The sequence below is a fragment of the Actinokineospora sp. NBRC 105648 genome (assembly GCF_030269645.1).
GTDB lineage: Bacteria > Actinomycetota > Actinomycetes > Mycobacteriales > Pseudonocardiaceae > Actinokineospora.
This window is the reverse complement of sequence record NZ_BSTR01000027.1, coordinates 58148-82764: the sequence shown is the minus strand read 5'-3', so window position 1 is coordinate 82764 and position 24617 is coordinate 58148. Positions and strand designations below refer to the sequence as shown.

26 protein-coding genes are annotated in these 24617 nt (G+C 72.1%); 13 read left to right on the top strand and 13 right to left on the bottom strand.

Annotation, left to right across the window (positions count from 1 at the left end; translation table 11 throughout):
• Positions 1-37: 37 nt before the first annotated feature.
• Entirely contained in the window at positions 38-1429 is a 1392-nt protein-coding gene (locus QSK30_RS22580) for a GGDEF domain-containing protein (RefSeq protein ID WP_285505586.1), read from the bottom strand.
• 1277 nt (positions 1430-2706) lie between these two features.
• Here QSK30_RS22580 and acs point away from each other — a divergent pair.
• Entirely contained in the window at positions 2707-4686 is a 1980-nt protein-coding gene (acs, locus tag QSK30_RS22575) for an acetate--CoA ligase (protein ID WP_285505585.1), read from the top strand.
• A 23-nt stretch (positions 4687-4709) separates the two neighbouring features.
• Here acs and QSK30_RS22570 read toward each other — a convergent pair whose 3' ends face one another.
• Positions 4710-5420, bottom strand: a complete 711-nt coding sequence (locus tag QSK30_RS22570; protein ID WP_285505605.1) for a lysophospholipid acyltransferase family protein — start codon at positions 5418-5420, stop codon at positions 4710-4712.
• 84 nt (positions 5421-5504) lie between these two features.
• Here QSK30_RS22570 and QSK30_RS22565 point away from each other — a divergent pair, with 84 nt between their 5' ends.
• The 4 genes from QSK30_RS22565 to QSK30_RS22550 all read left to right on the top strand — a co-directional run bounded on the left by QSK30_RS22565 (position 5505) and on the right by QSK30_RS22550 (position 8997).
• Entirely contained in the window at positions 5505-6233 is a 729-nt protein-coding gene (locus QSK30_RS22565; RefSeq protein WP_285505584.1) for a VIT1/CCC1 transporter family protein, read from the top strand.
• Positions 6234-6311: 78 nt separating this feature from the next.
• Positions 6312-7511 carry a Na+/H+ antiporter NhaA gene (nhaA, locus tag QSK30_RS22560; protein WP_285505582.1) on the top strand — a complete coding sequence of 400 codons (1200 nt, stop codon included), beginning with the start codon at positions 6312-6314 and terminating at the stop codon, positions 7509-7511.
• 65 nt (positions 7512-7576) lie between these two features.
• The gene (locus QSK30_RS22555; RefSeq protein WP_285505580.1) at positions 7577-8062 is read left to right on the top strand and encodes a phage holin family protein; all 486 of its coding nucleotides are present in this window, start codon (positions 7577-7579) and stop codon (positions 8060-8062) included.
• Positions 8063-8070: 8 nt separating this feature from the next.
• The gene (locus QSK30_RS22550; protein ID WP_285505578.1) at positions 8071-8997 is read left to right on the top strand and encodes an alpha/beta fold hydrolase; all 927 of its coding nucleotides are present in this window, start codon (positions 8071-8073) and stop codon (positions 8995-8997) included.
• A 3-nt stretch (positions 8998-9000) separates the two neighbouring features.
• Here QSK30_RS22550 and QSK30_RS22545 read toward each other — a convergent pair whose 3' ends face one another.
• Genes QSK30_RS22545 through nth form a run of 4 tightly spaced genes read right to left on the bottom strand, consistent with a single transcriptional unit; the run spans position 9001 to position 12190 of the window.
• On the bottom strand, positions 9001-10185 hold the full coding sequence (locus QSK30_RS22545) for a MarP family serine protease (RefSeq protein WP_285505576.1): 1185 nt from the start codon (positions 10183-10185) through the stop codon (positions 9001-9003).
• Between the two features lie 3 nt (positions 10186-10188).
• The gene (locus tag QSK30_RS22540) at positions 10189-10881 is read right to left on the bottom strand and encodes an NUDIX hydrolase (protein ID WP_285505574.1); all 693 of its coding nucleotides are present in this window, start codon (positions 10879-10881) and stop codon (positions 10189-10191) included.
• Positions 10878-11477 carry a TlpA disulfide reductase family protein gene (locus QSK30_RS22535; protein WP_285505572.1) on the bottom strand — a complete coding sequence of 200 codons (600 nt, stop codon included), beginning with the start codon at positions 11475-11477 and terminating at the stop codon, positions 10878-10880. The genes QSK30_RS22540 and QSK30_RS22535 overlap by 4 nt, the downstream gene beginning before the upstream one ends.
• Positions 11474-12190 (bottom strand): endonuclease III, encoded by a 717-nt coding sequence (nth, locus tag QSK30_RS22530; protein ID WP_285505604.1) that lies wholly within the window; start codon positions 12188-12190, stop codon positions 11474-11476. The genes QSK30_RS22535 and nth overlap by 4 nt, the downstream gene beginning before the upstream one ends.
• Positions 12191-12397: 207 nt before the next feature.
• On the opposite strand from nth, the gene QSK30_RS22525 reads away from it, so the two are divergent.
• From QSK30_RS22525 to dnaN, 4 genes are all read left to right on the top strand, one after another.
• The gene (locus tag QSK30_RS22525) at positions 12398-12646 is read left to right on the top strand and encodes a hypothetical protein (RefSeq protein WP_285505570.1); all 249 of its coding nucleotides are present in this window, start codon (positions 12398-12400) and stop codon (positions 12644-12646) included.
• Positions 12647-12808: 162 nt separating this feature from the next.
• A complete protein-coding gene (locus QSK30_RS22520) occupies positions 12809-13483 on the top strand; it encodes a Crp/Fnr family transcriptional regulator (RefSeq protein WP_018683904.1) in 675 nt (224 codons plus the stop codon).
• 386 nt (positions 13484-13869) lie between these two features.
• Positions 13870-15111: an MFS transporter gene (locus tag QSK30_RS22515; RefSeq protein WP_285505563.1), complete on the top strand. Its 1242-nt coding sequence runs from the start codon at positions 13870-13872 to the stop codon at positions 15109-15111.
• 110 nt (positions 15112-15221) lie between these two features.
• Positions 15222-16319 carry a DNA polymerase III subunit beta gene (gene dnaN, locus QSK30_RS22510; RefSeq protein WP_285505562.1) on the top strand — a complete coding sequence of 366 codons (1098 nt, stop codon included), beginning with the start codon at positions 15222-15224 and terminating at the stop codon, positions 16317-16319.
• A gap of 215 nt (positions 16320-16534) precedes the next feature.
• On the opposite strand, the gene QSK30_RS22505 is transcribed toward dnaN, so the two are convergent.
• Complete coding sequence (locus QSK30_RS22505) at positions 16535-17326, bottom strand: MBL fold metallo-hydrolase (protein WP_285505561.1); 792 nt, start codon at positions 17324-17326, stop codon at positions 16535-16537.
• A 352-nt stretch (positions 17327-17678) separates the two neighbouring features.
• On the bottom strand, positions 17679-18548 hold the full coding sequence (locus QSK30_RS22500) for an NUDIX hydrolase (RefSeq protein ID WP_502871869.1): 870 nt from the start codon (positions 18546-18548) through the stop codon (positions 17679-17681).
• 117 nt (positions 18549-18665) lie between these two features.
• Here QSK30_RS22500 and QSK30_RS22495 point away from each other — a divergent pair, with 117 nt between their 5' ends.
• Complete coding sequence (locus tag QSK30_RS22495; RefSeq protein WP_285505559.1) at positions 18666-19568, top strand: Gfo/Idh/MocA family protein; 903 nt, start codon at positions 18666-18668, stop codon at positions 19566-19568.
• Here QSK30_RS22495 and QSK30_RS22490 read toward each other — a convergent pair.
• Genes QSK30_RS22490 through sp36 form a run of 4 tightly spaced genes read right to left on the bottom strand, consistent with a single transcriptional unit; the run spans position 19528 to position 21693 of the window.
• Positions 19528-20457 carry a hypothetical protein gene (locus tag QSK30_RS22490; RefSeq protein ID WP_285505557.1) on the bottom strand — a complete coding sequence of 310 codons (930 nt, stop codon included), beginning with the start codon at positions 20455-20457 and terminating at the stop codon, positions 19528-19530. The genes QSK30_RS22495 and QSK30_RS22490 overlap by 41 nt on opposite strands.
• A gap of 26 nt (positions 20458-20483) precedes the next feature.
• Complete coding sequence (locus QSK30_RS22485) at positions 20484-21080, bottom strand: hypothetical protein (RefSeq protein ID WP_285505555.1); 597 nt, start codon at positions 21078-21080, stop codon at positions 20484-20486.
• Positions 21077-21532 (bottom strand): RidA family protein, encoded by a 456-nt coding sequence (locus QSK30_RS22480; protein WP_285505553.1) that lies wholly within the window; start codon positions 21530-21532, stop codon positions 21077-21079. Before QSK30_RS22480 ends, QSK30_RS22485 begins: the two co-directional genes overlap by 4 nt.
• A gap of 2 nt (positions 21533-21534) precedes the next feature.
• Entirely contained in the window at positions 21535-21693 is a 159-nt protein-coding gene (sp36, locus tag QSK30_RS22475; protein ID WP_285505552.1) for a Sp36 family protein, read from the bottom strand.
• Positions 21694-21742: 49 nt separating this feature from the next.
• Here sp36 and QSK30_RS22470 point away from each other — a divergent pair, with 49 nt between their 5' ends.
• The 3 genes from QSK30_RS22470 to bagB are packed head-to-tail and all read left to right on the top strand — an operon-like array spanning position 21743 to position 24160.
• Positions 21743-21991: a hypothetical protein gene (locus tag QSK30_RS22470; RefSeq protein ID WP_285505550.1), complete on the top strand. Its 249-nt coding sequence runs from the start codon at positions 21743-21745 to the stop codon at positions 21989-21991.
• A gap of 46 nt (positions 21992-22037) precedes the next feature.
• The gene (bagA, locus tag QSK30_RS22465; RefSeq protein WP_285505549.1) at positions 22038-23042 is read left to right on the top strand and encodes an ATPase BagA; all 1005 of its coding nucleotides are present in this window, start codon (positions 22038-22040) and stop codon (positions 23040-23042) included.
• Positions 23039-24160 (top strand): ATPase BagB, encoded by a 1122-nt coding sequence (gene bagB, locus QSK30_RS22460; RefSeq protein WP_285505547.1) that lies wholly within the window; start codon positions 23039-23041, stop codon positions 24158-24160. Before bagA ends, bagB begins: the two co-directional genes overlap by 4 nt.
• Before the next feature lie 49 nt (positions 24161-24209).
• Here the strand turns inward: bagB and QSK30_RS22455 are convergent, their stop codons facing one another.
• Entirely contained in the window at positions 24210-24530 is a 321-nt protein-coding gene (locus QSK30_RS22455; protein ID WP_285505545.1) for a WhiB family transcriptional regulator, read from the bottom strand.
• Between the last annotated feature and the right edge of the window lie 87 nt (positions 24531-24617).

Here is a 24617-nt window from a genome sequence, read left to right as displayed (position 1 = left end):
ACCGGTCAGTAGCCACTTCGGACGGCCCAGGCGCCGGCTAGCTCGGGTCGAGCGTGCGCTCCCGCGCGGCCCGCGGGCCGGGCAGTGGCACCGACGGGCTCACCCGCACCTGGTTGCGGCCGCCGTCCTTGGCCTTGGCCAGCGCCTGGTCGGCGAACTCCTGCAGGGTGGCCAGGTCCGTGCCGTGCTCTGGGGACAGTGCGATGCCGCCGGAGATGGTGAAATCCCCCACCAGCTCGGTCCGGCCACCGGCCGCTTTGGTCAGTTCGACCGTCATCGACTCGACGGCGGCCCGGATCCGCTCGGCGATGGTCCAGGCGTCGGCCCTGGTGGTGCTCGGCAGCAGCACCGAGAACTCCTCGCCACCCCAGCGGCAGACCAGGTCGTCGCGCCGGACGCTGCCGCGCAGCACGACCGCGAGCGCCTTGAGCACCTCGTTGGCGCCCAGGTGCCCCAGCCGGGAGTTCACCTGCTTGAACCGGTCCAGGTCGAACATCATCACCGCCGTCGGCCGCCGCCGCGCCTGGTCGGCGACCAGGGCCAGCGCCGCGGCGGGGTTGAACCCGCGCTGGTTGGCCAGGCCGGTCAGCGGGTCGTGCAGGGCGTCGACCTCGAGCCGGTCGCGTTCCTGCTCCAGCTGCTCGATCCGCTGGGTGTGCCGGGTGTAGCCGACCACGACCACCGAGAGCGCCGCCAGCAGCAGTCCGTAGGCGACACCGGCGCCCCACGCCGCGATCAGGCCGAGGCAGAGCGTGATGGCCAGGTCGACGTTCTCCTTGCGGTTGCCCAGGATCGAGATCCACGACCAGTCGCCGCGCAGGCCGCGCGCGACGCCGATGACGACGGTCTGCGCGGCGTAGTAGATCGCGAAGGTGGCCGCCACGGCGAGCGCCGCGCTGAGCACCTGGTCGGACTGGACCGGGGTGCCGCGGATCCAGTTGTGCACCGGGGTCGCGGTGGCCAGGGCTTGCGCGGCCAGGGCCGACGACGTGATCGCGAATGTCGTGAAAACATACCGACCAGGCGGTTTGCGAGCGATGAAATACCTGCGGAGGCGGATGATGAGGACCAGCGCGACCACCAGCGGGATCGGCAGCACGAACGCCCCCGCGCAGGTCCACACACCAGTGTGGTCGATGTGCTCGCCGGAGAGGTGGGCCGCGCGGCGGCGTTCCTCGGCGGGCCGGGTCGCCTCCATGTGGAGGATCGCGAACCCGGTCAGCAGGGCGAACAGCCGCAGCGACAGCGAGTCCGGCCAGCCACCGGTGACGGTGCCCGCCACCGCCCAGACGAAGATCCCGACCTCGGATGCGACGATCCACAGGAAGCCGGACCGGGTCGTGTGCGCGAAAAGATCAAGATCCGCTATCCGGCGCGGTAGGGGTATACCGGCCAGGCGGAGATGTCGGGGACTTGTCAGACTGGGCATTGTCCCCCTTTGCGACAGACGGGACACTGAATGTGCCTCGCGGCGGGCGAGGCACGTCCGGTCCCCCCGGACCCGAGAGGGAGGTAATACCGTGCGGAACCGCGAGTACTGAGCCGAATGGCCGGGGCCATTGCGCCTGTTGTCGTTCCAGCAGTCCGCACCGTCGAGGAGGAAGCCACGATGCGCAACCGCGAGTACTGATCCTGAGTCATGCCACCGCCTCCCTCGGTACCGCCGACCTCCCCTGATGCCGGCGTGCGCCCGTTCTCGCGCAGCCTATGGTCCCGACCACACCGGTCGGTGCGATGGTCGGCGCGGCGGGACCCGATGGCGCGGCGCGCAGGGCGTCCACCAGCGCGAACACGCCCCGACCGGTTGCCGAACCGGCCCGGGACGAGCCCGTCACACGGCCGGTGGCCGCGGCGGGCGAGCACTCCACAGTGGTCGATCGAGCCGGGATCCGGTGGGCGGCACCGGATCCGGTGAGAACAGCCCGGAATGCCGCGCGCACGGGGTGTGAGCGAGCAGCCGAGGAGATCGACACACCCCGGCGGGTGGGCAGCGGCCGCCGCGCCGAATCGGTGCCGAAGAACTGACCGACGCCTGACACAAGATCGAACCGGACCGCGGACCGGTGGCCGATCGTCCAACGTGGAACGGCGGGCTCGCCCGCCGGGGCGGTGAAGCGCCCATCGAGCGCACCCGTTGAGCGGACGACCAACGGGAATGTGGCAACCGCACGACCTCGGCGGGCCGTAAGGAGTATTCCCGCAGCGGCAACGGAACCATTTCTTGCCGCCGGACGGGCGCTCGACGCGAATCCCGGCAATGCGGCGAGCGAACGGAATTCGACGGCTTCCAGGGCCCGTTCCGGCACCACGCCGACGCCGCGGCGGGCTACCCGCCGCCACTGGTCGGGAACGTGGTCAACGCCACCCTCGACCCCCGCGGCGGTCCACAGGGCACGCGCCCGCCGACCCGCCGTTGGTGAGTCCCCTCCCCCACGCCCCATCGTCCCCCCACGCGCTTTCGGCTGATCCCACCCGGTTCACCCGTCGACCACGGTACGTCTCCACCAGGCTACTTTCCGCAGATTCGGATGAGGACAGCCGAACGGAGCAGATGCCCCCCGATCGGACGAACCTCAAGACGGGCGCTACTGGTCTATACCTATGCGGTGTCGGACTGTCGGGTGGCGCGGGATCGCACTAGATTCCTCACCGACAGCCGGCCGCGCCCGCCGAGAAAGCCGGATATTCACCGAGGAGGTCAGGCCCATGGCCGAGCAGTCCGGTCAGAGCCCCACGCTGGACAACTTGTCGACGGAGAGTAGGGTTTTCGCGCCGTCCGACGAGTTCACCAGCGGGGCGAACGTGGGGGCGGGGGCGTACGAGAGCGGCAGCGCGGACCGGGAGGCGTTCTGGGCCGAGCAGGCGGAGCGGCTGAGCTGGGACACCCGCTGGGAGCGCGTGCTCGACTGGGACGACGCGCCGTTCGCGAAGTGGTTCGTCGGCGGCAAGCTCAACGTCGCGGTCAACTGTGTGGACCGTCACGTCGAGGCGGGACTGGGCGAGCGGGTCGCCATCCACTGGGTCGGTGAGCCCGGCGACTCCCGGACCATCACCTACGCCGACCTGCTCCGCGAGGTGAGCAAGACCGCCAACGCGCTCACCGAGCTGGGCCTGAACCCGGGCGACCGGGTGGCCATCCAGCTGCCGATGGTCCCCGAGGCCATCTACTCGATGCTCGCCTGCGCCCGGCTGGGCCTGGTGCACAGCGTGGTGTTCGGCGGGTTCTCCTCGACGGCGCTGCGCTCGCGCATCGACGACGCGCAGGCCCGCCTGCTGATCACCTCCGACGGCCAGTACCGCCGCGGCGCGCCCGCGCCGATGAAGGACAACACCGACGAGGCCACGGCGCACACGCCGTCCATCGAGCACGTGCTGGTCGTGCGCCGCACCGGCGGCGAGGTGGGCTGGACCGAGGGCCGCGACGTGTGGTGGCACGAGCTGGTCGACCGCCAGCCCGAGACGCACACCGCCGAGGCGTTCGACGCCGAGCACCCGCTGTTCATCCTTTACACGAGCGGCACCACGGGTAACCCGAAGGGCATCCTGCACACCTCCGGCGGGTACCTCACCCAGGCCTCCTACACCCACCACGCCGTCTTCGACCTCAAGCCGGAGACCGACGTCTACTGGTGCACCGCCGACATCGGCTGGATCACCGGGCACTCGTACATCGTCTACGGGCCGCTGTCCAACGGCGCCACCCAGGTCGTCTACGAGGGCACGCCGAACACCCCGCACGAGGGGCGGCACTGGGAGATCATCCAGCAGCACCGGGTGTCGATCTACTACACCGCGCCCACGCTGATCCGCACCTTCATGAAGTGGGGCGCGGACATCCCGGCCGGCTACGACCTGTCCAGCCTGCGGGTCCTGGGCAGCGTCGGCGAGCCGATCAACCCCGAGGCCTGGATCTGGTACCGGGAGCACATCGGCGCGAACAAGGCGCCGATCGTGGACACCTGGTGGCAGACCGAGACCGGCGCCATCATGATCAGCCCGCTGCCCGGCGTGACGCACACCAAGCCCGGCTCGGCGCAGCGCCCGCTGCCCGGTATCTCGGCCAAGGTGGTCGACGACCAGGGCGTCGAGGTGCCCGCCGGGGGCGGCGGCTACCTGGTGCTCGACCAGCCGTGGCCGTCGATGCTGCGCGGCATCTGGGGCGACGACGAGCGCTACCGCGACACGTACTGGTCCCGGTTCGCCGACCTGGGCTACTACTTCGCGGGCGACGGCGCCAAGTACGACGCCGACGGCGACATCTGGCTGCTCGGCCGGGTAGACGACGTCATGAACGTCTCCGGCCACCGGATCTCCACCACCGAGGTGGAGTCGGCGCTGGTGTCGCACCCGACGGTGGCCGAGGCCGCGGTCGTCGGCGCCACCGACGCGACCACCGGGCAGGGCATCGTGGCGTTCGTCATCCTGCGCGGGTCGGCGAAGGCCACCCCGGACACGGTGAAGACGCTGCGCGACCACGTCGCCGCGGAGATCGGCCCGATCGCCAAGCCGCGGCAGGTCCTCGTGGTGAACGAGCTGCCGAAGACCCGCAGCGGCAAGATCATGCGCAGGCTGCTGCGCGACGTCGCCGAGAACCGCGACGTGGGTGACACCACCACCCTCGCCGACTCGGCGGTGATGGACCTCATCAGCAGCGGTCTGAAGAGCAACACGACCAGCGAGGACTGAGCACGCGGAAGAGCCTCCCGCCCCTACCGGGCGGGGGGCTCTTCGCCGCGGAGGGTCGCCAACAGCTCGGTGACGGCGTGCATGATCCGTTTGGTCGCCTCTTCGATAGAGGCGCGGTCAGTGCCAGCGAGGTCGGATAGGTCTACCGGCTCTCCCGCGACGATGTCGACCGTCTTGCGCGGGAGTAGGCGGGGGAACTTCGCCGTAGCGGGCAGCAGCAGGTGCGTACCCCAGTTGACCACCGGGATCACCGGCGCACCGGTCTCTAGCGCTACCCGCGCCACACCGTTCTTGACCCGCCGCGACGGCCAGTGATCGCCGTCGTCGGAGAACCCGGCCTCCGGGAAGAACATCACGCACTCCCCCTTCTGGACCGCCCTGACCGCGCCCAGGTAGGCGTCACGCGCCTGCGCGGTGTTGCGCTCTACCGGGATGTGCCCACCGCCCTTGAGGACCTTGCCGACCACCGGCGTGCGCCAGAGCGACGCCTTGGCCAGGTAGCGCGGGATGCGACCGGCGGCCAGGGTGAACGCGGTCACCGTCACCGGGTCGGCGAAGGACAGGTGGTTGGACGCGAGCAGCACCCCCCGGTCCTTGGGGAGCGTGCCGCGGAACCGCAGCCGGGTGAAGACCGCCAGCAGCGGCCAGATCAGGTCGATGGCCAGGCTGAACCAGAAGCCCCGCCCGCGCCGGGGGACCCGGAACATCAGTGTGATGGCCCGCCACGTGCTCATCGGTCGTTCGTCCACACCACCATCTTCGGTCATCACGACCAGCGGTCTTGGTGCGACCACCCCGGTTGAGCGCAAAATGCGCGGGTGGACACCGAACGCGACATCCCGGGGACGCACTCAGGCGAGCCCCACCACGACGACCTGTCCGGCAAGCTCAACTGGCTGCGGGCCGGGGTGCTGGGCGCCAACGACGGCATCATCTCGACCGCGGGCCTGGTCGTCGGCGTCGCCGGTGCCACCGCCGAGCGCACCGCGATCCTCGCCGCCGGGGTGGCCGGGCTGGTCGCGGGCGCGCTGTCGATGGCCGGGGGCGAGTACGTCTCGGTGAGCACCCAGCGCGACACCGAGCGGGCCGCGCTGCGCAAGGAGGAGCGCGAGCTGCGGGAGATGCCCGAGGCCGAGGAGCGCGAGCTCGCGGGCATCTACCAGGACAAGGGCCTGTCCCCCGACCTGGCCGAACAGGTCGCGCACGAGCTGACCGAGAAGGACGCGCTGCACGCGCACGCCGACGCCGAGCTCGGGATCGACCCGGACAACCTGACCAGCCCGTGGCAGGCCGCGTGGGCGTCGTTCGTCTCGTTCGCCTTCGGCGCGCTGATCCCGCTGGTCGCCATCGCACTGCCGCCGGTGAACGCCCGGGTGTGGACGTGCGTGGTCGCCGTCCTGGCGGGCCTGGTGCTCACCGGCGCGGTCAGCGCACGGCTCGGCGGCGCCCCGGCCCGACGCGCGGTCGTGCGGAACGTGCTGGTCGGCGCCCTCGCGATGGTGGTCACGTACTTCGTCGGCGTGCTCTTCGGCGTCACGGTCGGGTGACCTCGGTGCGTTAGGGTTGCGCGGAGGTGCGCCGGGAAGTCTGGTCGGCAACGTTGTCGGCCTACCCAGGAGTAATCCTTGTCACACCGCCGTCGCCCCACCACCCCCCGGGCGCTCACCGAGTTCGCGCGGTTCCTGCGCACCGAGACCGTCGGCGGGATGGTGTTGCTCGCCGCGACCGCGCTCGCGCTGCTGGCGGCCAACTCGCCGCTGTCCGGCGTGTACGAATCAGTCCGCGACGCCCGGCTCGGGCCGCACTTGCTGCACCTCGACCTGACCGTCGGCGACTGGGCCAAGGACGGGTTGCTGGCGATCTTCTTCTTCGTCGCGGGCCTGGAGCTCAAGCGCGAACTGGTCTTGGGCGAGCTGGCGAGCTTCAAGGCCGCCCTGCTGCCGGTGATCGCCGCGCTCGGGGGGATGGTCGTCCCGGCGGTCATCGCCTTTTCAGTCGCGGCGGGTGATCCGCGCGCGGGGGACGTGTGGCCGATCCCAGTCGCTACCGACATCGCGTTCGCGTTGGGCGTGCTCGCGATAACCGGTTCCGGTATGCCCAGCAGCGCCAGGGTGTTCCTGCTCAGCCTCGCGGTGGTGGACGACCTCGGCGCCATCTTGCTCATCGCCATCCTCTTCACCAGCACGATCGATCTAGTCGCGTTCGGCGCTGCCCTGATCCTCTTGGCCCTCTACTGGTACCTGCAACGAAAGAGGATCACATCGCCGTGGATCTATGTCCCGTTGGCGATAGCGGTGTGGGTGGCGGTGCACTCCTCCGGCATCCACGCGACCATCGCGGGGGTGTCCCTCGCCCTGTTGACGCGGGTCAAGAAGGACCCGTACGAACGGGAGGCACCCGCACTGCGTCTTGAACACCGCCTCCAGCCTTGGTCCGCGGGCGTCGCCGTGCCGGTGTTCGCCTTCTTCGCCGCGGGCGTGCCGGTCAACGGCGAGGCGCTGGGCAAGCTGGTCGAGGACCGGATGGCGCTGGCGGTGATCATCGGCTTGGTGGTGGGCAAGCTCGTCGGCATCACCGGCGCCTCGCTCGCCGCGGTCAAGCTGAAGCTGGCAGTCCTACCGCCCGGGATGGGCAAACGGGACCTCTTCGCCGTCTCGATGCTCGGCGGCGTCGGCTTCACGGTCAGCCTCTTGATCGCTGATCTTGCCCTGGACGAGGCCGACGCCGAGCTGGCCAAGGCCGCGGTGCTGGTCGCCTCCGCGGTGGCCGCGCTGCTGGCCGCGGCGTTGCTGATCAAGCGGAGCCGGGCGCGCGCGGGCGACTGAGCCGCGACGAGCGCGAAACGCGGACTGTGCCGCCCGCACGGCCTCCGGCAGGCGAGCATGGCACGATGACGCAGGTGACCAGCGCGCACGGAAACGCAGACGGTTCGGGGCTGCCGCAAGTCCCCTCGATCCCCCTTGCTGACGACCGCGCCCTCGCGGCGGCGGGAGACCAGTCCATCGGAACCCTGGTCAAGGACGCCACGACCCACCTGTCCACGTTGGTCAGGGCCGAGGTCGAGCTGGCCAAGTCCGAGGTCACCGGGGAGATCAAGAAGGGCGTCAAGGGCAGCATCTTCTTCATCGTCGCCCTGGTCGTGCTGCTCTACAGCTCGTTCTTCCTGTTCTTCGCCCTCGCCGAGATGCTGGCCGACTTCGGCCTGTACCGGTCCATCGCCTTCGGCGCGGTGTTCGTCTTCATGCTGGTCGTGGCGGTGCTGTTCGCCCTGCTCGGCTACCGCAAGCTCAGGGCCATCCGCGCGCCGGAACGCACGATCAGCACCGTGAAGGACACCGCGGCCGCGCTGACCCACCGCGGCGAACACAAGTCCTGACGCCGGCCATGCCCCCGCCCGCGCCATCGAGCGTCCGCGTCGACGGTCCGTGGGCACACCGGGACGTGCACGCCAACGGCATCCGGCTGCACGTGGCCGAGACCGGCGAGGGTCCGCTGGTGCTGCTGCTGCACGGCTTCTCCGGGTTCTGGTGGACCTGGCGGCACCAGCTCACCGCGCTGGGCGACGCCGGGTTCCGCGCGGTGGCGGTCGACCTGCGCGGCTACGGCGACTCGGACAAGCCACCCCGCGGCTACGACGGCTGGACCCTCGCGGGCGACGTCGCCGGTTTGGTCAAGTCACTGGGCGAGCCCCGGGCGCACCTGGTCGGCCACGGCTGGGGCGGTTTGCTCGCGTGGACCGTGGCGGCGCTGCACCCGCGCGTCGTCCACTCGGTAAGCGCACTGTCGGCGCCGCACCCTCTCGCCCTGCGCGGACAGATCCGCCGCACGGCTCTTAGGCGCCCACCGCGCAATCAAGCGCGCGCTCTCGGCCACCTCTTCCACGCGCAGCTCCCGATGCTCCCCGAGCGGCAGCTCACCCGTGACAACGCCGCTGTCGTGGAGGCCAGGCTGCGCTCGTGGTCCGGTCAGTCTTGGCGCGAACTCGGTGACGCCGCCGAGCGCTACCGCGCCGCCCTGCTCGTCCCGGGTACCGCGCACAGCGCTCTTGAGTACTACCGCTGGGCCCTCCGCTCGCAGTTGCGCAGCGAAGGTAGGCGGTTCAGCGAGGCCCTCGCGCGGAAGGTGGACGTGCCGGTCTTGCAGCTCTACGGCGCTGACGACCCGTGCATGCTCCCCCGCACGCGCGAAGCGTCCGCGCCCTGGATCGGCGGCGTCAACGAGAAGCACGAACTAGCGCGGGTCGGGCACTTCCCACAGGAAGAGGCACCAGCGGCCACGAACGCGCTGATCACCGCGTTCATCAAGGGCTGACGCTCAGTTCGCGCAACGACCGGTGCCCACGGACTTGGTCAACGAGGGCGCGCGGCCGACCTCTTCGCGCACCTCCGCCGCCGTCAGCGCGAAGCCGGTCTCGGAGTTGTCCACGGCCGCGCCGAACACGACCCCGATGACCTCGCCCTCGGTGTTCACCAACGGCCCACCGGAGTTGCCGCTGAGCACCTCGGCGCGCAAGGTGAAGACGTCGCGGTTGACGGTGTTCGCGTCGTAGATGTCCGGACCGCGCAAGGGGATCCGGTCACGCACGCGCGCGGGGGAGGCGCGGAAAGGACCGTCGAGCGGGTAGCCCAACACGATCCCGTCCTGGCCGCTGACCGCGTCGCCCGGCGCGAACGGCAGCGGCTGGATCTTGAGGCCGGGCACGTCGAGGATCGCGATGTCGGTCTCCGGGTCGTAGAGCACGACCTGGGCCCGCAGCGTGCTGGTGCCGACCTCGACCGCGACCGTGTCGGTCCCGGCGACCACGTGCGCGTTGGTCATCACCCGCTGCGGCGCGATGACGAACCCGCTGCCCTCCAGCTCCCGACCGCACGAGCGCGCCTCGGCGTTGACCTTGAGCACGGCGGGCTCCACCCGCCGCACGACCGCGCTGCCCTGCAGGGCCGGGTCCGGCGGCGGGACCTCCTTGGTCGGGGTCCGGTTGAACGGGTCGACCGCGGCCGGGAAGCCGGAGACGTCCAGCAGCTCGCGCAGCTCGTTGGGGAGCCCCCGGGCGGCCTGCGGCATGACGTCGTTGACGCCGCCGAGCACCGCCGAGTTGTTGATCGCCGAGGCCAGCCCGGGCAGCCCGCCCACGCTGGTCAGCGGCAGCGCGATGAGCCAGGACACCACGAACACGACCGCGCCCTGCACGATCGCGCCCAGCGCGCTGTCCACCCCGGCCAGCTTCGGCGAGGAGATCTTCTGCCGGATGGTCCGGCCAATCCACACGCCGAGGGTCTCGCCCAGCGCGACCAGCAGCACGAAGATGGCCACCGCGAAGGCCACCCTGGTCGGCGTCGAGCTGATCTGCTCCACGACCAGCGGCGCGATCTTGATCCCGGCCACCGCGCCGAGCAGGACGCCGATGAACGCGGGTAGCGCCGTGATCACGCCCTGGCGCGCCCCCGAGACCGCCGCCAGCACCGCGAGCGCGACGACCAGCACGTCCACCCAGTTCACGCCCTAGACCTCCGCGCCTCGCGAGCCGATGGAGCGCCACGCTACGTCAAGGTCGCGCACATCGGCGGTGTCCCACGGCCGTTCCCAGCCGCCCACGGCGAGCACCATGGTCAGCAGCCCGGCCGTGAAGCCCCAGATGAGCATGCCCGGTGCCGCGAAGGCAGGCCCGACGTAACCACCGGGATGACTGACGCGGAACCGGTTGGCGGGATCGGCAAGGTGTGACAGGGGGATCCGTGCGACCGCCTGCGTCTCGGTAGCGCTAACGGCTCGGACAGGGCTAGGGGTGACCCAGTGCGCCAAGACGGGCGCGACATCGAAACCGGACACCGGGACGTGCAACCTCGGTAGCAACGCCACCGGGCGCACACCCGTCGGATCGACCCCGGTCTCCTCCACCGCTTCGCGAACCGCGGTGGCCACCGGGCCGTCGTCCTCCGGCTCGGTGCCCCCTCCGGGAAACGCCACCTGGCCGGAGTGGCTGCCGCCGGTGTCCGCCCGCAGCTGGAAGAGCAGGTCGGGGCCGTGGTCGGGATCCTCGCCAAGCAGGATCAGCACCGCTGCCTCGCGCGAACCCGGACCGGCCGCGGCGAACCGCCGCCACAGGCTCAGGTCGAGGTCCGCGGTGGCCGCGACCAGCGGCCGCAGCCACTCCGGCACCGTCTCCGGGTCCACCAGCGGTCCGTGCGTGCTCATCGGCCCCCTCCGAGGTAGCGGTCCACGGTCGATCGGATCTCCTCGACGCTGTGGAACAACCGCGGCTGCGCCACCATCGTCAGCACACCGTCCTTGACCAGGTACGACGCGGGCAGCGCGGGCGGCACCCGCAACCCCCGCTCCACCGACTCGTCCCGGTCGAGCAGGTTCGGGAACCGCACGCCCAGCGCGGTCAGCAGCTCCAGGGCGTCCTTCGTCGGGCTCTTGACCGCGACCCCGACGACCGGGACCGCCCCCGGCCCGGCCGCGTACTCCGCGAGCAGCGGGAGCTCGTCGCGGCACGGCAGGCACCACGTCGCCCACACGTTGACCAGGACGGCCTTGCCCCCCAGCGCGTTGCCCACCCCGACCACCGAACCGTCGGCCAGGCACTCCGCCCGCACGTCCGCCAGGGCCGCCACCGGACCGGTGCCCGCCGCGCACGGCTGCAACGCCGCAGCCGTCCGGGCGGCGGTCACGTCCGGCTCGGGCTGGACGGCCTGGGGTTGCGGGTCCGACCCGCGCGGCCACACCGCGACCACGCCCGCGACCAGCAGGATCACCGCGACGAGCGCCCAGCGCAGGCGTGGGTTCACGCGGTCGGCTTCCCCGGTCGGTAGCCCTCGCGGGTCTGCTCGGCGAGCGCGAGCAGGTGCGGCGCCTCCTCGCCCTTGACCAGCTTGGCCGCCTGTTCCGGCTCGGTCGGCCCGGCCCCGAAGGACGGGCAGTCGCGGTAGAGCAGGCAGGCGCCGCAGGCGGGCTTGCGGGCGTGGCAGACGCGGCGGCCGTGGAAGATCACCCAGTGCGAGAGCATCGTCCAGTCCTTGCGCGGGACCAGGGCGCCGATCGCGTGCTCGACCTTGACCGGGTCCTCCTCCGCGGTCCACCCCCAGCGCCGCACGAGCCTGCCGAAGTGGGTGTCCACGGTGATCCCGGGGACGCCGAAGGCGTTGCCGAGGATGACGTTGGCGGTCTTGCGCCCGATACCGGGCAGCTTCACCAGCTGGTCGAGCTTGCCGGGCAGCTCCCCGCCGAAGTCCTCGACCAGCGCGGACCCCAGGCCGATGAGCGAGGAGGTCTTGTTCCGGTAGAAGCCGGTCGGCCGGATCATCTCCTCCAGCTCGGCGCGGTCGGCACCGGCGTAGTCGGCGGCCGTGCGGTACTTCGCGAACAGCGCCGGGGTGGTCAGGTTGACCCGGACGTCGGTGCACTGGGCCGAGAGGATCGTGGCGACGGCCAGCTCGAGCGGGGTGGTGAAGTCCAGCTCGCAGTGCGCGTCCGGGTAGCCCTCGGCGAGCGCGCGCGTCATCCTGCGCACCCGCCGGGTCAGGGCGAGACTGGTCCCGCTGTCCGCGGCTGCCTGGGGCGGGCGTCGGGTGGTCGGAGGCACCTCGATAGCCTACGGGCCGTCGGACAACCCGAAATGTGCCCCAGACGTCAACCATGCTGACATCGACAACCGGGACCGGAGGCGGGTCCGGGTCGGCGAGGACGAGTAGCGAGGATCGGCGACACCATGGCTGTCTGGTTCGTGTTCGCGGTACCACTGGTCATCATGTTCTTCGCGCTGTTCATGGAGCGCGTGGAAGCCCGGCTCCGGCACGTCGCGGTCCAGGAGACCGACGTCGAGGAGTTCCTGGAGTCGGCGCGCCCGGACGAGGTCCGCGCGCTCTACGGCCACGGTATCGGCCGGGCGCTGGAGCTGTTCCGCCTGCGCAGGCTGGGCGGTCGCGCGGCCAAGCGCGGTCGCCGGGGCCGCGACTAGGCGATAGGGTCGTGCGGCTGGGGCGGCGGGAACCTACTCGCCGGTCATTCCACACCGGACTGACGGCGAGCCGCTGAGGCTTTTTCAGCTCACGCCCTACACTGTATGTAGTGATCGGCGGCGCGGCCAACGCGTCCGCCGGGTGGAAACAGGAGGACCGAGGTGGATGAGACCCTGGCCCGTGCGGGCATCTTCCAAGGGGTCGAGCCGGCCGCGGCGGAAGCGCTCGCTCAGACGCTCGAGGCCGTGGAGTTCCCGCGCGGGCACGTGATCTTCGCCGAGGGCGAGCCCGGTGACCGGCTGTACATCATCCAGTCCGGCAAGGTGAAACTCGGCCGCAAGTCCCCGGACGGGCGGGAGAACCTGCTCGGGATCTTCGGCCCCTCGGACATGTTCGGCGAGCTGTCGATCTTCGACCCGGGCCCGCGCACCTCGACCGCGACCACGGTCACCGAGGTCCGCGCGGTGACCATGGACCGGCCCGCGCTGCGGCAGTGGATCGCGACCCGCCCGGAGATCGCCGAGCAGTTGCTCCGCGTGATCGCGCGCCGGTTGCGGCGGACGAACGGCATGCTGGCGGACCTGATCTTCACCGATGTGCCCGGCCGGGTGGCCAAGGCGCTGCTGCAGCTCGCGCAGCGCTTCGGCAGCCAGGAGGCGGGCCTGCTGCGGGTCACGCACGACCTGACGCAGGAGGAGATCGCCCAGTACGTGGGTGCTTCCCGCGAGACCGTCAACAAGGCGCTCGCGGACTTCGCCCACCGCGGTTGGCTGCGGCTCGAGGGCAAGAGCGTGTTGATCCTCGACCCGGAGCGGCTCGCGCGGCGCGCCCGCTAGGAATCGAAAACGCCAAGAGGGCCCGGTCTATTCGACCGGGCCCTCTTGGCGTCGAACGCGACGGAAGGCCGGGCGCCACCCCCGACGTGGCGCACCGACCTCCCGCTTCGCGTGGACCATCCCCCGACGATCCACGCTCCCCGCCCTCCGGGCCAGGCCCCGACCTGTGTGCCGGAGGGAACTCGAAGTGCTGGGCCAACGATCGCACGGACCGCCGACCCCAGGTACTTCCACCCTCAAGGACTCATGGGCGACCGGGTTAGTTGCGCCCGCCAACCCGAAATCCGGATCACTGTTATCCAACCGAGACTTACCCCACACCAGGGTGGCCGAAACCACCACAAATTAGTGGTACGTCCGTACCAGAGTGCGGCATACTGGTACGCATGTCCCACTCTGCCGGTCTCGCCGACTACCGCGCCGCCCTCACCGCCCCGGGCGCGCGGGGGCCGGTGCTGGCCGCACTCCTGGGCAAGCTGCCGGTCGCCATGGTGGGCCTGTCCATGCTGCTCTACGTGCAGCGCAGCACCGGGTCCTTCGCCACCGCGGGCCTGGTGTCCGCCGGTGCGCTCATCGGTGTGGCGATCGGTTCGGTCAGCCAGGGTCGGTTGATGGACCGGATCGGCCCCTCTCGCCCGCTCTTGGCCACCTCGGTCCTCTTCGCGGTGATGGTCGTCTTGAGCGTCTTCGCCGTGGAGTCCGGCGCGGCCACCCCGGTGCTGATGGCGCTGGGGCTCGGCGTCGGCCTCTTCGAGCCGATGGTCGGCTCGGCCTCCCGGTCGATGTGGACCCGGCTCACCCCGCCCGGGCCCGCGCGCAACGCCGCGCTCGCCTACGAGGCGATCAGCATGGAGGTCTTCTTCATCCTCGGCCCGGCCATCTCCGGCCTGCTCGTCGCGGCCCCGTGGGCCGGGACCGGCGTCGTGGCGGGTGCGTCCTGCATGGTCGTCGGCGGCGTGTGGTTCGCGCTCACCCCGACGATCCGCCACCACCGGCCCGACGCGGTGGCGCGCACCGGCGGACTGCTCGGGCCGCTCGCCAGCCCTGGCATGCGCACGGTCGCGCTGGCCGCGATGGGGTTCGGCGTGACGATCGGGTTCGTCGAGGTCGCGGTCCCGGCGGCGGCAACGAACGCGGGCAACGCACCTGCGGGTGGCCTGCTGCTCGGGCTGTGGTCAATCAGCTCGGTGATCTTCGGCGTGCTCTACGGGGTGCGGCCGTGGCCGCGCCAGATGAACCTGCGGCTGCCGTTCCTGCTCGCCGGGTTCGCGCTGCTGGTGGCCCTGCTGGCGCTGCCGACCACGCTGCTGTGGCTGGCCCTGGCGCTGCTGCCCGCCGGGATGCTGGTGACGCCGCAGGCGACCACGCACTCGGCGGCGATCGAGCTGGTGGCACCGCAGAACACCGCCACCGAGGCGTTCGGCTGGGTGATCACCTCGGTCACGCTGGGGATCGCGCTCGGCCAGTCGGTCAGCGGACAGCTGGTGGAACGCGTGGGCGTGTGGTCGGCGTACCTGGTCGCCACGGTCGTCGGCGTCGGCTTCGCGCTGGTGGTCTACGCCCGCAGGCGCACCGTGCAGGGGGCGGACCAGCCTGCCGCCGACCTGCAGCCCGCGATGGCTGCCTGACCTGGTTGGTCGCCTGTCCTTGGCGCTGACTCGGTGCTGTCCTGGGTGCTTGTCAAGGGCCTGTGGACAACTTCCGCCGGCTGTCGGTCCACCGCGCTAGCTTTCGCGGCATGGACCTGACCGTCACCACGAACCACCTCGCCGCGGCGGCCGCCGACCTCGTGCGGCTGGTACCCGGCAAGCTCATCGACCCGGTGCTCGGCGGCGTGCTGATCACCGCCGACGCCGACGGGGTGGTGCTGGGCGCCAACGACCGCGAGCGAACAGCCCGCCGGTCGTGCGCGGCCCTGGTGCACGCCGACGGTCAGGTCCTGGTTCCCGGCAAGCCGCTGGCCGACACGCTCCGGGCGCTCACCCAGCCCCAGGTGCGGCTGGTGGTGGAGGGCAGCAGGCTCGCGATCCGAGCCGAGGGCGCCCGCTTCGCCCTGCCGCTGCTCGAGGTGTCCGCGCACCCCGGTGTGGGCGCCGCGGCAGGTGGCGGCGGCAGCGTTCCCGGTGCGCTGCTGGCCGCGGCCCTGGCCACCGTCGCCGCCTCGGCCTCTCGGGACGAGGCCCTGCCGATCTTCACCGGCGTCCGGGTCCGCTCGGAGGACTCGCGGCTGGTCCTGCGCGCCACCGACCGCTACCGGATGACGATCGCGAGCCTGCCGTGGGTGCCGGGCGAGCCCGTTGACGTGATGGTCCCCGCGACGCTGCTGGCGGAGGTGGGCAGGCAGGTGGCCGGCGTCGGCGACGTCCACCTGCTGGCGGCGGAGAACCAGCTCACCCTGTCCTGGCCGGACACCACCGTCACCACCGCGATCCTGGACGGCTCGTTCCTGAGCGAGACCAAGCTGGCGCTGTCCGCCGTCGACACCCACATCGAGCTCGACGCCGACACCCTGGCCGCCGCCACCCGCCGGGTGGCGCTCTACAGCGACTCCTGGGGCGTGATCCGCCTCGAGGTGGGCGACTCGGAGGTCCGCCTCCGCGCCGCCGACCAGCACTCCGGCGAGGCCGAGGAATCGCTCAAGGCCACGGTCACCGACGGCCGCACCAGCCCGTCGTACCGCGCCCGCTACCTGCTGGATGCCTTACGCCCCTTCGCGGGCACCCGGATCCGGCTGGCCATCCAACCCGGTATGCGGGCCACGGTGATCACCTCGGTCGAGCCCGGGGAGGTGGAGATCAGGTACATCCTCATGCCGATGCTCCCGCCTAAGTCCTAACGGGACACCGAGATCCTGTTGGGGCACAGTCAGTTCCGGCGTTGTGGCGTTCTGGACCGCTGTCCACTTTCTACTTTCCGCCGTCCGCTGACGCAGACGAGTTCGATCAACTCGGCCTGCCCTGCGGCCTGGGCTTTCGGGCGCCCGTGGTCGCCCGGCCATGAGCGTGGTCGACCTCCGTGTGGCTGACCAACTGTGGACGTGGGTCCGGGTTGTCAGGACCGCGCGCGCAGGTAGTCCAACTGGGCGCGGACCGACCACTCGGCGGGAGCCCAGAGGGACTGGTCGACGTCGGCGTAGACCACCTCGACGACCTGGCGCGCGGTGGCGTCCGGTCCGAGGTGGACGAGCGCCGCACGGATCTGGTCAAGGCGTTGCTCGCGGTGGGCGAGGTACTGCCGCGCGACCTCAGCGACGTCCGGCAGGTCCGGGCCGTGGCCGGGCAGGACCACCGCTCCGGCGGGTCGACCGGCCAGGGCGCGCAGGGAGTCGAGGTAGGCGCCCAGCGCTCCGTCGGGGGGTGCGATGACCGTCGTGCCGCGGCCGAGAACCGTGTCGCCGGTGAGGACCGCGTGTTGGCCCCCGTGGGCCAGGGCGAGGCAGATCGAGTCGGCCGTGTGGCCGGGGGTGTGCAGGACCTCGACGTCCAGCCCAGCGAGGGTGAGCACCGCGCCATCGGTCAGCGGTGCGCCATCGACGCAAAGCGCCGGGTCGAACGCGCGGACCGGCGCCCCGGTCCGCCGGGACAACCACGGCGCCCCCTGAACGTGGTCCGGGTGGTGGTGGGTGACCAAGATCGCCGCCACCCGCCCAGCCGCCGCGACGACCCGTTCGAGGTGCGGCTCGTCCTCGTAACCGGGGTCCACCACCACGCACGACGTCGCGCCCGGGGCGCGCAGCAGCCAGGTGTTGGTCCCGTCCAGGGTCATCGCCCCGGGGTTGTCCTCCAGCAGCACCCCCGCGAACGGGGTGACCGGACGAACGACGCCATAGGCCGGGTGAGTCATCGGCACTCCCGAAACAGGCCACGCCCGCGGCGCGCGGCAGCTGGATGGATCATCAGCGCTCCAAGCCCGAACACCGGAACCGCCCACCCAGGCCGCCGGACCTGCGGTCGCACCAGCGCGCGAGGCGCTTCCAGAAGCCACCGAATCGGCGGAACAGGCTGAGCAAGTTGGCCAAGCAGATGGCCAACTGGACTGGACGCGAGCGGGTCGTCAGAGCCGACCCGGTCCACCGGGCCCACCAAGTCGGCACGGCTCGACCGGAACAAGCCAAGCAGGTCGACGGGGCCCGACAGGTCAGCGGGGCCGAGCGGGTCAGCAGCAGCCCAGCGAGCGGGGCGGGCCGAGCCGCCGGTCATCGTGGGCCCAGGTCCAGGCTGTCGCCGGGGCGGGCGTCCAGGTGGTTGGCCGCGGTGGCGTAGGCCGGGTCGCCGGGTAGGACCACCCGCAGGTGGGGGCCGTCCCGGACGACCTTGGGGATGATCTTGTCCACGGTCCGGTCAACGGTCATCGCCGCCGTCGCGGTGCCGCACTCGTCGAGTTCGGCGAGGGCCATCCAGGTGGGTGGCAGGAGGCCGCGGCGGCCTTCGCGCCAGTCGGTGAGGGCCGCGGCGGGAGTTTGCCAGGCGACGTCCTGCGCCTCGGTCGTCGCGCCGTCAGCGCGTTGGCCGGTTGGCATGACCGCGAGGAAGAAACGCGTGTCGTAGCGCCGCGGCTCCTCCGCCGGGGTGACCCAGTTGGCCCACGGTCGCAACAGGTCGGCGCGCAACACCAACCCGTGGTCGGACAGGAACTGCGCGAAGGAGAACTCGCGGTCCACGAGCTGCTGCCGCGCCGCGTGGAACGGGCGGGTGTCGGAGACGACACTCGACCCGTCCGGCCCGGCCAACAAGACGCCCGACTCCTCGAACGTCTCGCGCACCGCCGCGCACACCAGGGCCCGCGCCAGTGGTTCCGCGCAGCCGAACCGCTCCGCCCACCACGCCGCAGGCGGACCGTGCCAGGCCACCGACGCGTCCGCGTCGCGGCGGTCCACGCCGCCGCCGGGGAACACCGTCATGCCACCCGCGAACGCCATCCCGACCACCCGGCGCAGCAGGAAGACCTCCAGGTCGTCCGCCCCGCCCCGGACCAGCACCACGGTCGCGGCATCCTTCGGCACGGCGGGGGGACTGGGCGCCACCGCGGGCACGAACCCCGCGGGCAACACCAGTTCCTCAGGCAGCTCCGGCACGCTCCGACCCTACGCGGCGGCCACCACCAGCAGCAGGTGCCACGCACCACACCGCCGACGACAAACACAGGCGGCAAGGCCGCGGCGGGTTACCGGCAGGATGTGCCCATGAGCGATGACGTGCTGCGGGTCGGGTTGGTCGGGGCTGGACCGTGGGCGCGCTCGGTGCACGCGCCTGGTCTCATCGCCCACCCGGGGACCGAGTTGACCGCTGTGTGGGCTCGGCGGCCGGAGGCGGCCGCCGAGTTGGGTGCGCCGGTCGTCGCGGACTTCGACGCGTTGTTGGCAGGCGTGGACGCGGTCGCGTTCGCTGTTCCGCCCGCCGTGCAGGCTGAGCTCGCGGTGCGGGCGGCCGCTGCGGGGAAGCACGTGCTGTTGGAGAAGCCGGTGGCGGCCACGTTGGCCGACGCCGAGCGGGTGGCCGACGCGGTGGAGCGGGCCGGGGTGGCCTCGATCGTGGTGTTCATCCGGCGGTTCGCCCCGGAGACCGTGGCCTGGCTCGACGGCGTCGCCGCGCACCCCGGCTGGGCCGGGGGCAGCGCCCGCTGGCTCTCAGGCGCGCTGCTGGGCGGCGCCTACTCCGGATCGGCCTGGCGGCACGAGGGCGGTGCGCTGGCCGACATCGGGCCGCACGTGCTCGACCTGCTCGACGCAGCCCTCGGCCCGATCACCGACGTGCTGTCCGCGCACAAGTCCGAACCGGACCTGTGGCACCTGGTGCTCGGCCACGACGGCGGCGCGACGAGCACGGCCACGCTGTCCATGCGCTTGCCGATGCGCCCGACCGTCACCGAGGTGTCCGTCTACGGCGACAGCGGCTACCGCGATCTCACCGGCCGCGCGACGCCCGCGGCCGACTCCTACGCGGTGCTGCTCGACGAGTTCACCGCGATGGTCCACTCCGGACAGACCGAGCACCGCGTCGACGTGCGGCGCGGGGTGCACGTCCAGCGGGTGCTGAACCAGGTGCTCAGGGCCGCTGTTCCGGTGGCGGCAGCGGGACGCCGTTGACCATGGTCGAGCTGTTCGCCTCCTGCCAGTCGAACGGCTGGCTGGTCAGGTCGCCCTGCCACCCCGGCTGAGCCGGGTCGGTGTGCTCACGGCGGGCGAGCTCCTCCTGGAGCTGGCGCAGCAGGCCGAGCTCGGAGTCGTTGAGCGACTCGTCGGTCGCCTTGTCCTCGGAGCGCCACGGCTCGACGACCTTGCTCACCACGACCGGTTCCCCTTTGGGCAGCTTGGGGGCGACCACGACCGGCGGCGTGCGCGGCACCTGGACCTCGGTGGCGTAGCGCATGGCGGTGTGGTGGTAGTCGGTCGGCTCGGTGCCGTCGCGCAGGACCTCGACCGAGGCGGTCAGGCCCGCGCGGCGCAGGGCGTGCTCGACGCGGTAGGCGGTGGCCGCCGCGGAGCCGGTGGGGCCGACCCCGATGAGGATCACCCGGTGCGGGACGGCGCCGGTGGCCGCGCCCGCGGGGGTGAGCCGCCAGACGGCCCAGACGGCGCGGATGTCGGGGAGGGCGTCGAGCACCCGGTTGGTGGCCTCGGCCACGCCCTGCTCGGCGCCGACGCCGTCGACCTTGCCGGAGGCGAACCGGTGCCGGGTGACCAGGTCGGGCTCGGCGGTGCGCACCCGCTCGACCACGGCCGGGTCGGCGTTGGCGGCGGTGAACAGCGCGAGCAGCTCCTCGCGCTCCTTCTTGCCGATGCCCACCGGGCCCGCGACCAGGCAGCCCGCGATGAGCTCGAGCGCCCGGTCGACCTCGGCGGAGGCCAGCAGCTCCCGCGCGTCGGCCAGGGCGTCGTCGTCCAGCCTGCCCGCGAGGGCGAGCAGGAGGTCGTGCACCCGGACCGGCACCGTCACCCCGGCCCACGACCCCTTGCCTGCGGCGACCTGCGTCACGATCTGTCCCCTCCCACTCGTCCTGCCTAGCTGGGAACCAGGTGCCCTTCGGCGACCAGTGGTTCCGAGGCCGCTAAGGCGGCCCGGTGGTACTGGGTGAGCTCCACGCCCCGCGGCAGCACCTCGACCGCGGGCTCGTAGGTGCCCAGGGCCCGCAGCACCCGCTGCAGCTCCCCGGTCAGCCTGGCCGCGCCGTCCCCGGTCGTGGTGACCAGGACGACCCGGGCGACCGCCCCGGCGGCCGTGCCGCCGCGCCGCCAGCTCGACCGCGCCTCGACGACCTCGGGGCGACCGCGCAGGATCGCGCCGAGCACCACCGCCACCGAGTCGCCCATGCTCACCCATTCGGGCGACTCTGCGGAGAAGGTGTAGTCCAATTCACCGATTTCGTCTACCCACGGCAGCGCGTTCAGCCGTTCGGCGTCGGCTCCGGCGCTCATCAGGGCGGTGACGGCGAGCCGGTACTCCTCGGGGGTGATGGCCACCCGCTCGCGGAGCAGGGTGAGCGGCAGCGACCGCGCGACGGCGTCGACCGCGTCGGCGGCCAGCCAGTCGCGGAACCGCCAGAGCTGCCGGTCGCTGAGCCTGCCCGCGAACCGGAGCAGCAGCTCGTGGGCGCTCACCCGACCTCCACGATGAGTTCCACCTCGACCGGGACGCCGAGCGGCAGCTCGGCCACGCCGACCGCGGATCGGGCGTGCTTGCCCTGCTCGCCGAACACCTCGGCGAACAGGTCGGAGGCGCCGTTGATCACCGCGGGCTGCCCGGTGAAGCCCTCGGCCGAGGCGACGAAGCCCACGACCTTGACCACCCGGACGACCGAGTCGATGCCCACGAGGCCGTCGACCGCGGCGAGCGCGTTGAGCGCGCACACCCGGGCCAGCCGCTGGCCCTCCTCGGGGCTGACCTCGGCGCCGACCTTGCCGGTGGCGGCGACGACGCCGTTGACGACCGGGACCTGGCCCGCGGTGTAGACCAGCGAGCCGGTGCGCACGGCCGGGACGTAGGAGCCCGCGGGGGTGGCCACGGGCGGCAGCTCGATGCCCAGCTCGGCGAGGCGGTCGCGCCAGCTCATGGTCAGGCTCCCTTGGGGCGCTTGAGGTAGGCGACCAGGTTCTCGCTGTTCGGGCCCGGCAGGACCGTCACCAGCTCCCAGCCGTCGTCGCCCCACTGGTCGAGGATCTGCTTGGTCGCATGGATGAGCAGCGGCACCGTGGCGTACTCCCACTTCGTCATGCGCGCAGCCTAGAACAGCCGCACCCGGCCGGTGGGTACGGTTTCGGATATGGAGACCTGGCGGGTGCTGGCCACCGCGCTGCTCGGCGCGGCGGGCCTGGTCCTGGTGCTGGTCACGATGGCCAAGGTCCGCGACCGGACCAGGTCCGGCGGCACGGTGGCCGTCTCCGGGGCCATCGCCCTCACCCTGCTGCTGTTGCTCTGCGTGCTCACGCTGACCGTCTTCCCACCCGCCCTCGCCTGGGGCGCGGTGGTGGTCACCGGGACGACCGTCACGGTGATGCTGGTCGCGGGCTAGTCCACTCGGGCGGCGGCGGGGGCAACCCGGCAATTACGCTGAAACGGTGACCACCCCCGTCGTCGGCTGGACCGAGCAGATCGCCCGGGCTCGGCTGCACGTGGTGACCGGCAAGGGCGGAACCGGCAAGTCCACGGTGGCGGGCGCGCTGGCGCTCGCGCTGGCCCACGGCGGCAGGCGCGTGCTGCTCATCGAGGTCGAGGGCAGGCAGGGCATCGCCCAGCTGTTCGACACCCCGCCGCTGCCCTACTCCGAGGAGAAGGTGGCCTCCGCGCCCGGTGGGGGCGAGGTGCGGGCGCTGCACGTCGACGTCGAGGCGGCGCTGCTGGAGTACCTGTCGATGTTCTACAACCTGGGCTTCGCGGGCCGCACGCTGCGCAAGATGGGGGCGATCGAGTTCGCCACCACGCTGGCGCCGGGCCTGCGCGACGTGCTGCTCACCGGCAAGATCAAGGAGTGCGTGACGCGCACCGACGACTCCGGGCGGCACGCCTACGACGCGGTGGTGGTCGACGCGCCGCCCACCGGGCGGATCGTGAAGTTCCTCGACGTCACCAAGGCGATGGCCGACCTGGCCAAGGTGGGCCCGATCAAGGGCCAGAGCGACGGCGTGGTGCGGCTGCTGCACTCCGGTGACACCGCGGTGCACCTGGTGACGCTGCTCGAGGAGATGCCGGTGCGCGAGACCGTGGAGGCCGTCGAGGAGCTCGACGGGGCCGACCTGCGCCCCGGGGCGATCCTGCTCAACCGGGTCCGCCCGCCGCGGCTGCCCGCGCGCTCGGTCACCGCCGCCGCCGACGGCCGGGTCGACGCCAGCCGGGTGCGCGCCGGGCTGGAGGCCGCGGGCCTCGCGCTGGCCGCCGACGACCTGGACGGGCTGGTCGAGGAGACCGTGGAGCACGCCATCCGGGTGCAGGCCGAGCAGCGCGCCCGGGTGCAGCTCGCCGAGGTCGACCTGCCCGCGGTGGAGCTGCCCGACCTGGTCGACGGGGTCGACACCGGCGCGCTCTACGAGTTGGCCGAGGTCCTGGTGGACCAGGGGGTCCGATGAGCACGCTCGACGTCGACGCGCTGATCGACGACCCGGCGACGCAGGTGATCGTCTGCTGCGGTTCCGGCGGCGTCGGCAAGACCACCACCGCGGCGGCGCTAGCGGTGCGCGCGGCCGAGCGCGGCCGCAAGACCGTGGTGCTGACCATCGACCCGGCGCGGCGGCTGGCCCAGGCGCTGGGGCTGGCCGAGCTGGGCAACGTGCCCAAGCAGGTCAGCGTCGAGGGCTTCGAGCCCAGCGGCGCGCTCAGCGCGATGATGCTGGACATGCGCCGCACCTTCGACGACATGGTGCTGGCGCACGCGGGCGAGAAGCGGGCCGCGGAGGTGCTGGCCAACCCGTTCTACCGGACGATCTCCTCCTCGTTCTCCGGCACCCAGGAGTACATGGCGATGGAGAAGCTGGGCCAGCTCGCCGCCGAGGGCAGCTGGGACCTGATCGTGGTGGACACCCCGCCCTCGCGCTCGGCGCTGGACTTCCTCGACGCCCCGCAGCGGCTCTCCACCGCGCTCGACGGCCGGATGATCAAGCTGCTGACCGGGCCCGCCCGGGCGGGCGGCTGGGGGCTGCGCAAGGTGGTCAGCGCCGGGTTCGGCCTGTTCGCCAAGGCCGTGTCGACGATCGTGGGCGGGCAGCTGCTGGCCGACGCCTCGGCGTTCGTGCAGGCCTTCGACGGGATGTTCGGCGGTTTCCGGGAGCGCGCGCGCAAGACCTACGAGCTGCTGCGCTCGGACGGCACGGCGTTCGTCGTGGTCGCCGCGCCGGAGCCGGACGCGCTGCGCGAGGCCAGCTACTTCGTCGAGCGGCTGGCCGCCGAGTCGATGCCGCTGTCCGGCCTGGTGGTCAACCGCACGCACCCGGTGCTGGCGAAGCTGCCCGCGGCCAAGGCGCTGGCGGCGGCCGACGCGCTCGAGACCGGGGGCGAGGCACCGCTGGCCGCGGCCGTGCTGCGGCTGCACGCCGACCGGGTGGCGCTGGCCCAGCGCGAGCGCAGGCTGGTCACCCGGTTCACCAAGGCGCACCCGGGCGTCGCGCTCGCGCACGTCCCGGCCATGGCCGCCGACGTGCACGACCTGGCCGGACTGCGCGAGATCGGCGACCGGCTCGCGGGCACATGACGGCCCACCCGCGCGTCGCAACGCCCACGCGGGTCGGCCGTGCGGTCGGTCAGCCGACGCGTTCTTCCACGTCGTCGTAGGTGTCGTAGGAGTGCCTGCGGCGGGCGTCGTCGAGCAGCTCGCGCCACGAGGCCACCTCGGGCCTGCGGCGCAGCAGCGCGCGGCGCTCCCGCTCGGTCATCCCGCCCCACACCCCGAACTCGATCCGGTTGTCCAAGGCCTCCGCGAGGCACTCGGTCCGGACCGGGCACGCGATGCAGACCATCTTGGCCTTGCGCTGCTCGGCACCCCGTACGAACAAGCCGTCCGGGTCCTCGTCCCGGCACGTCGCACGGACACGCCAGTCGGCCATCTGCGCTTCGAGTTGCATATCCCCCACCCCTGTCGTCGTCGCGACCCTGAACCCGGTACCCCCCGGTACCGGTTGCCTCTCAGCTCCACCCCGTGGACCGGTGTA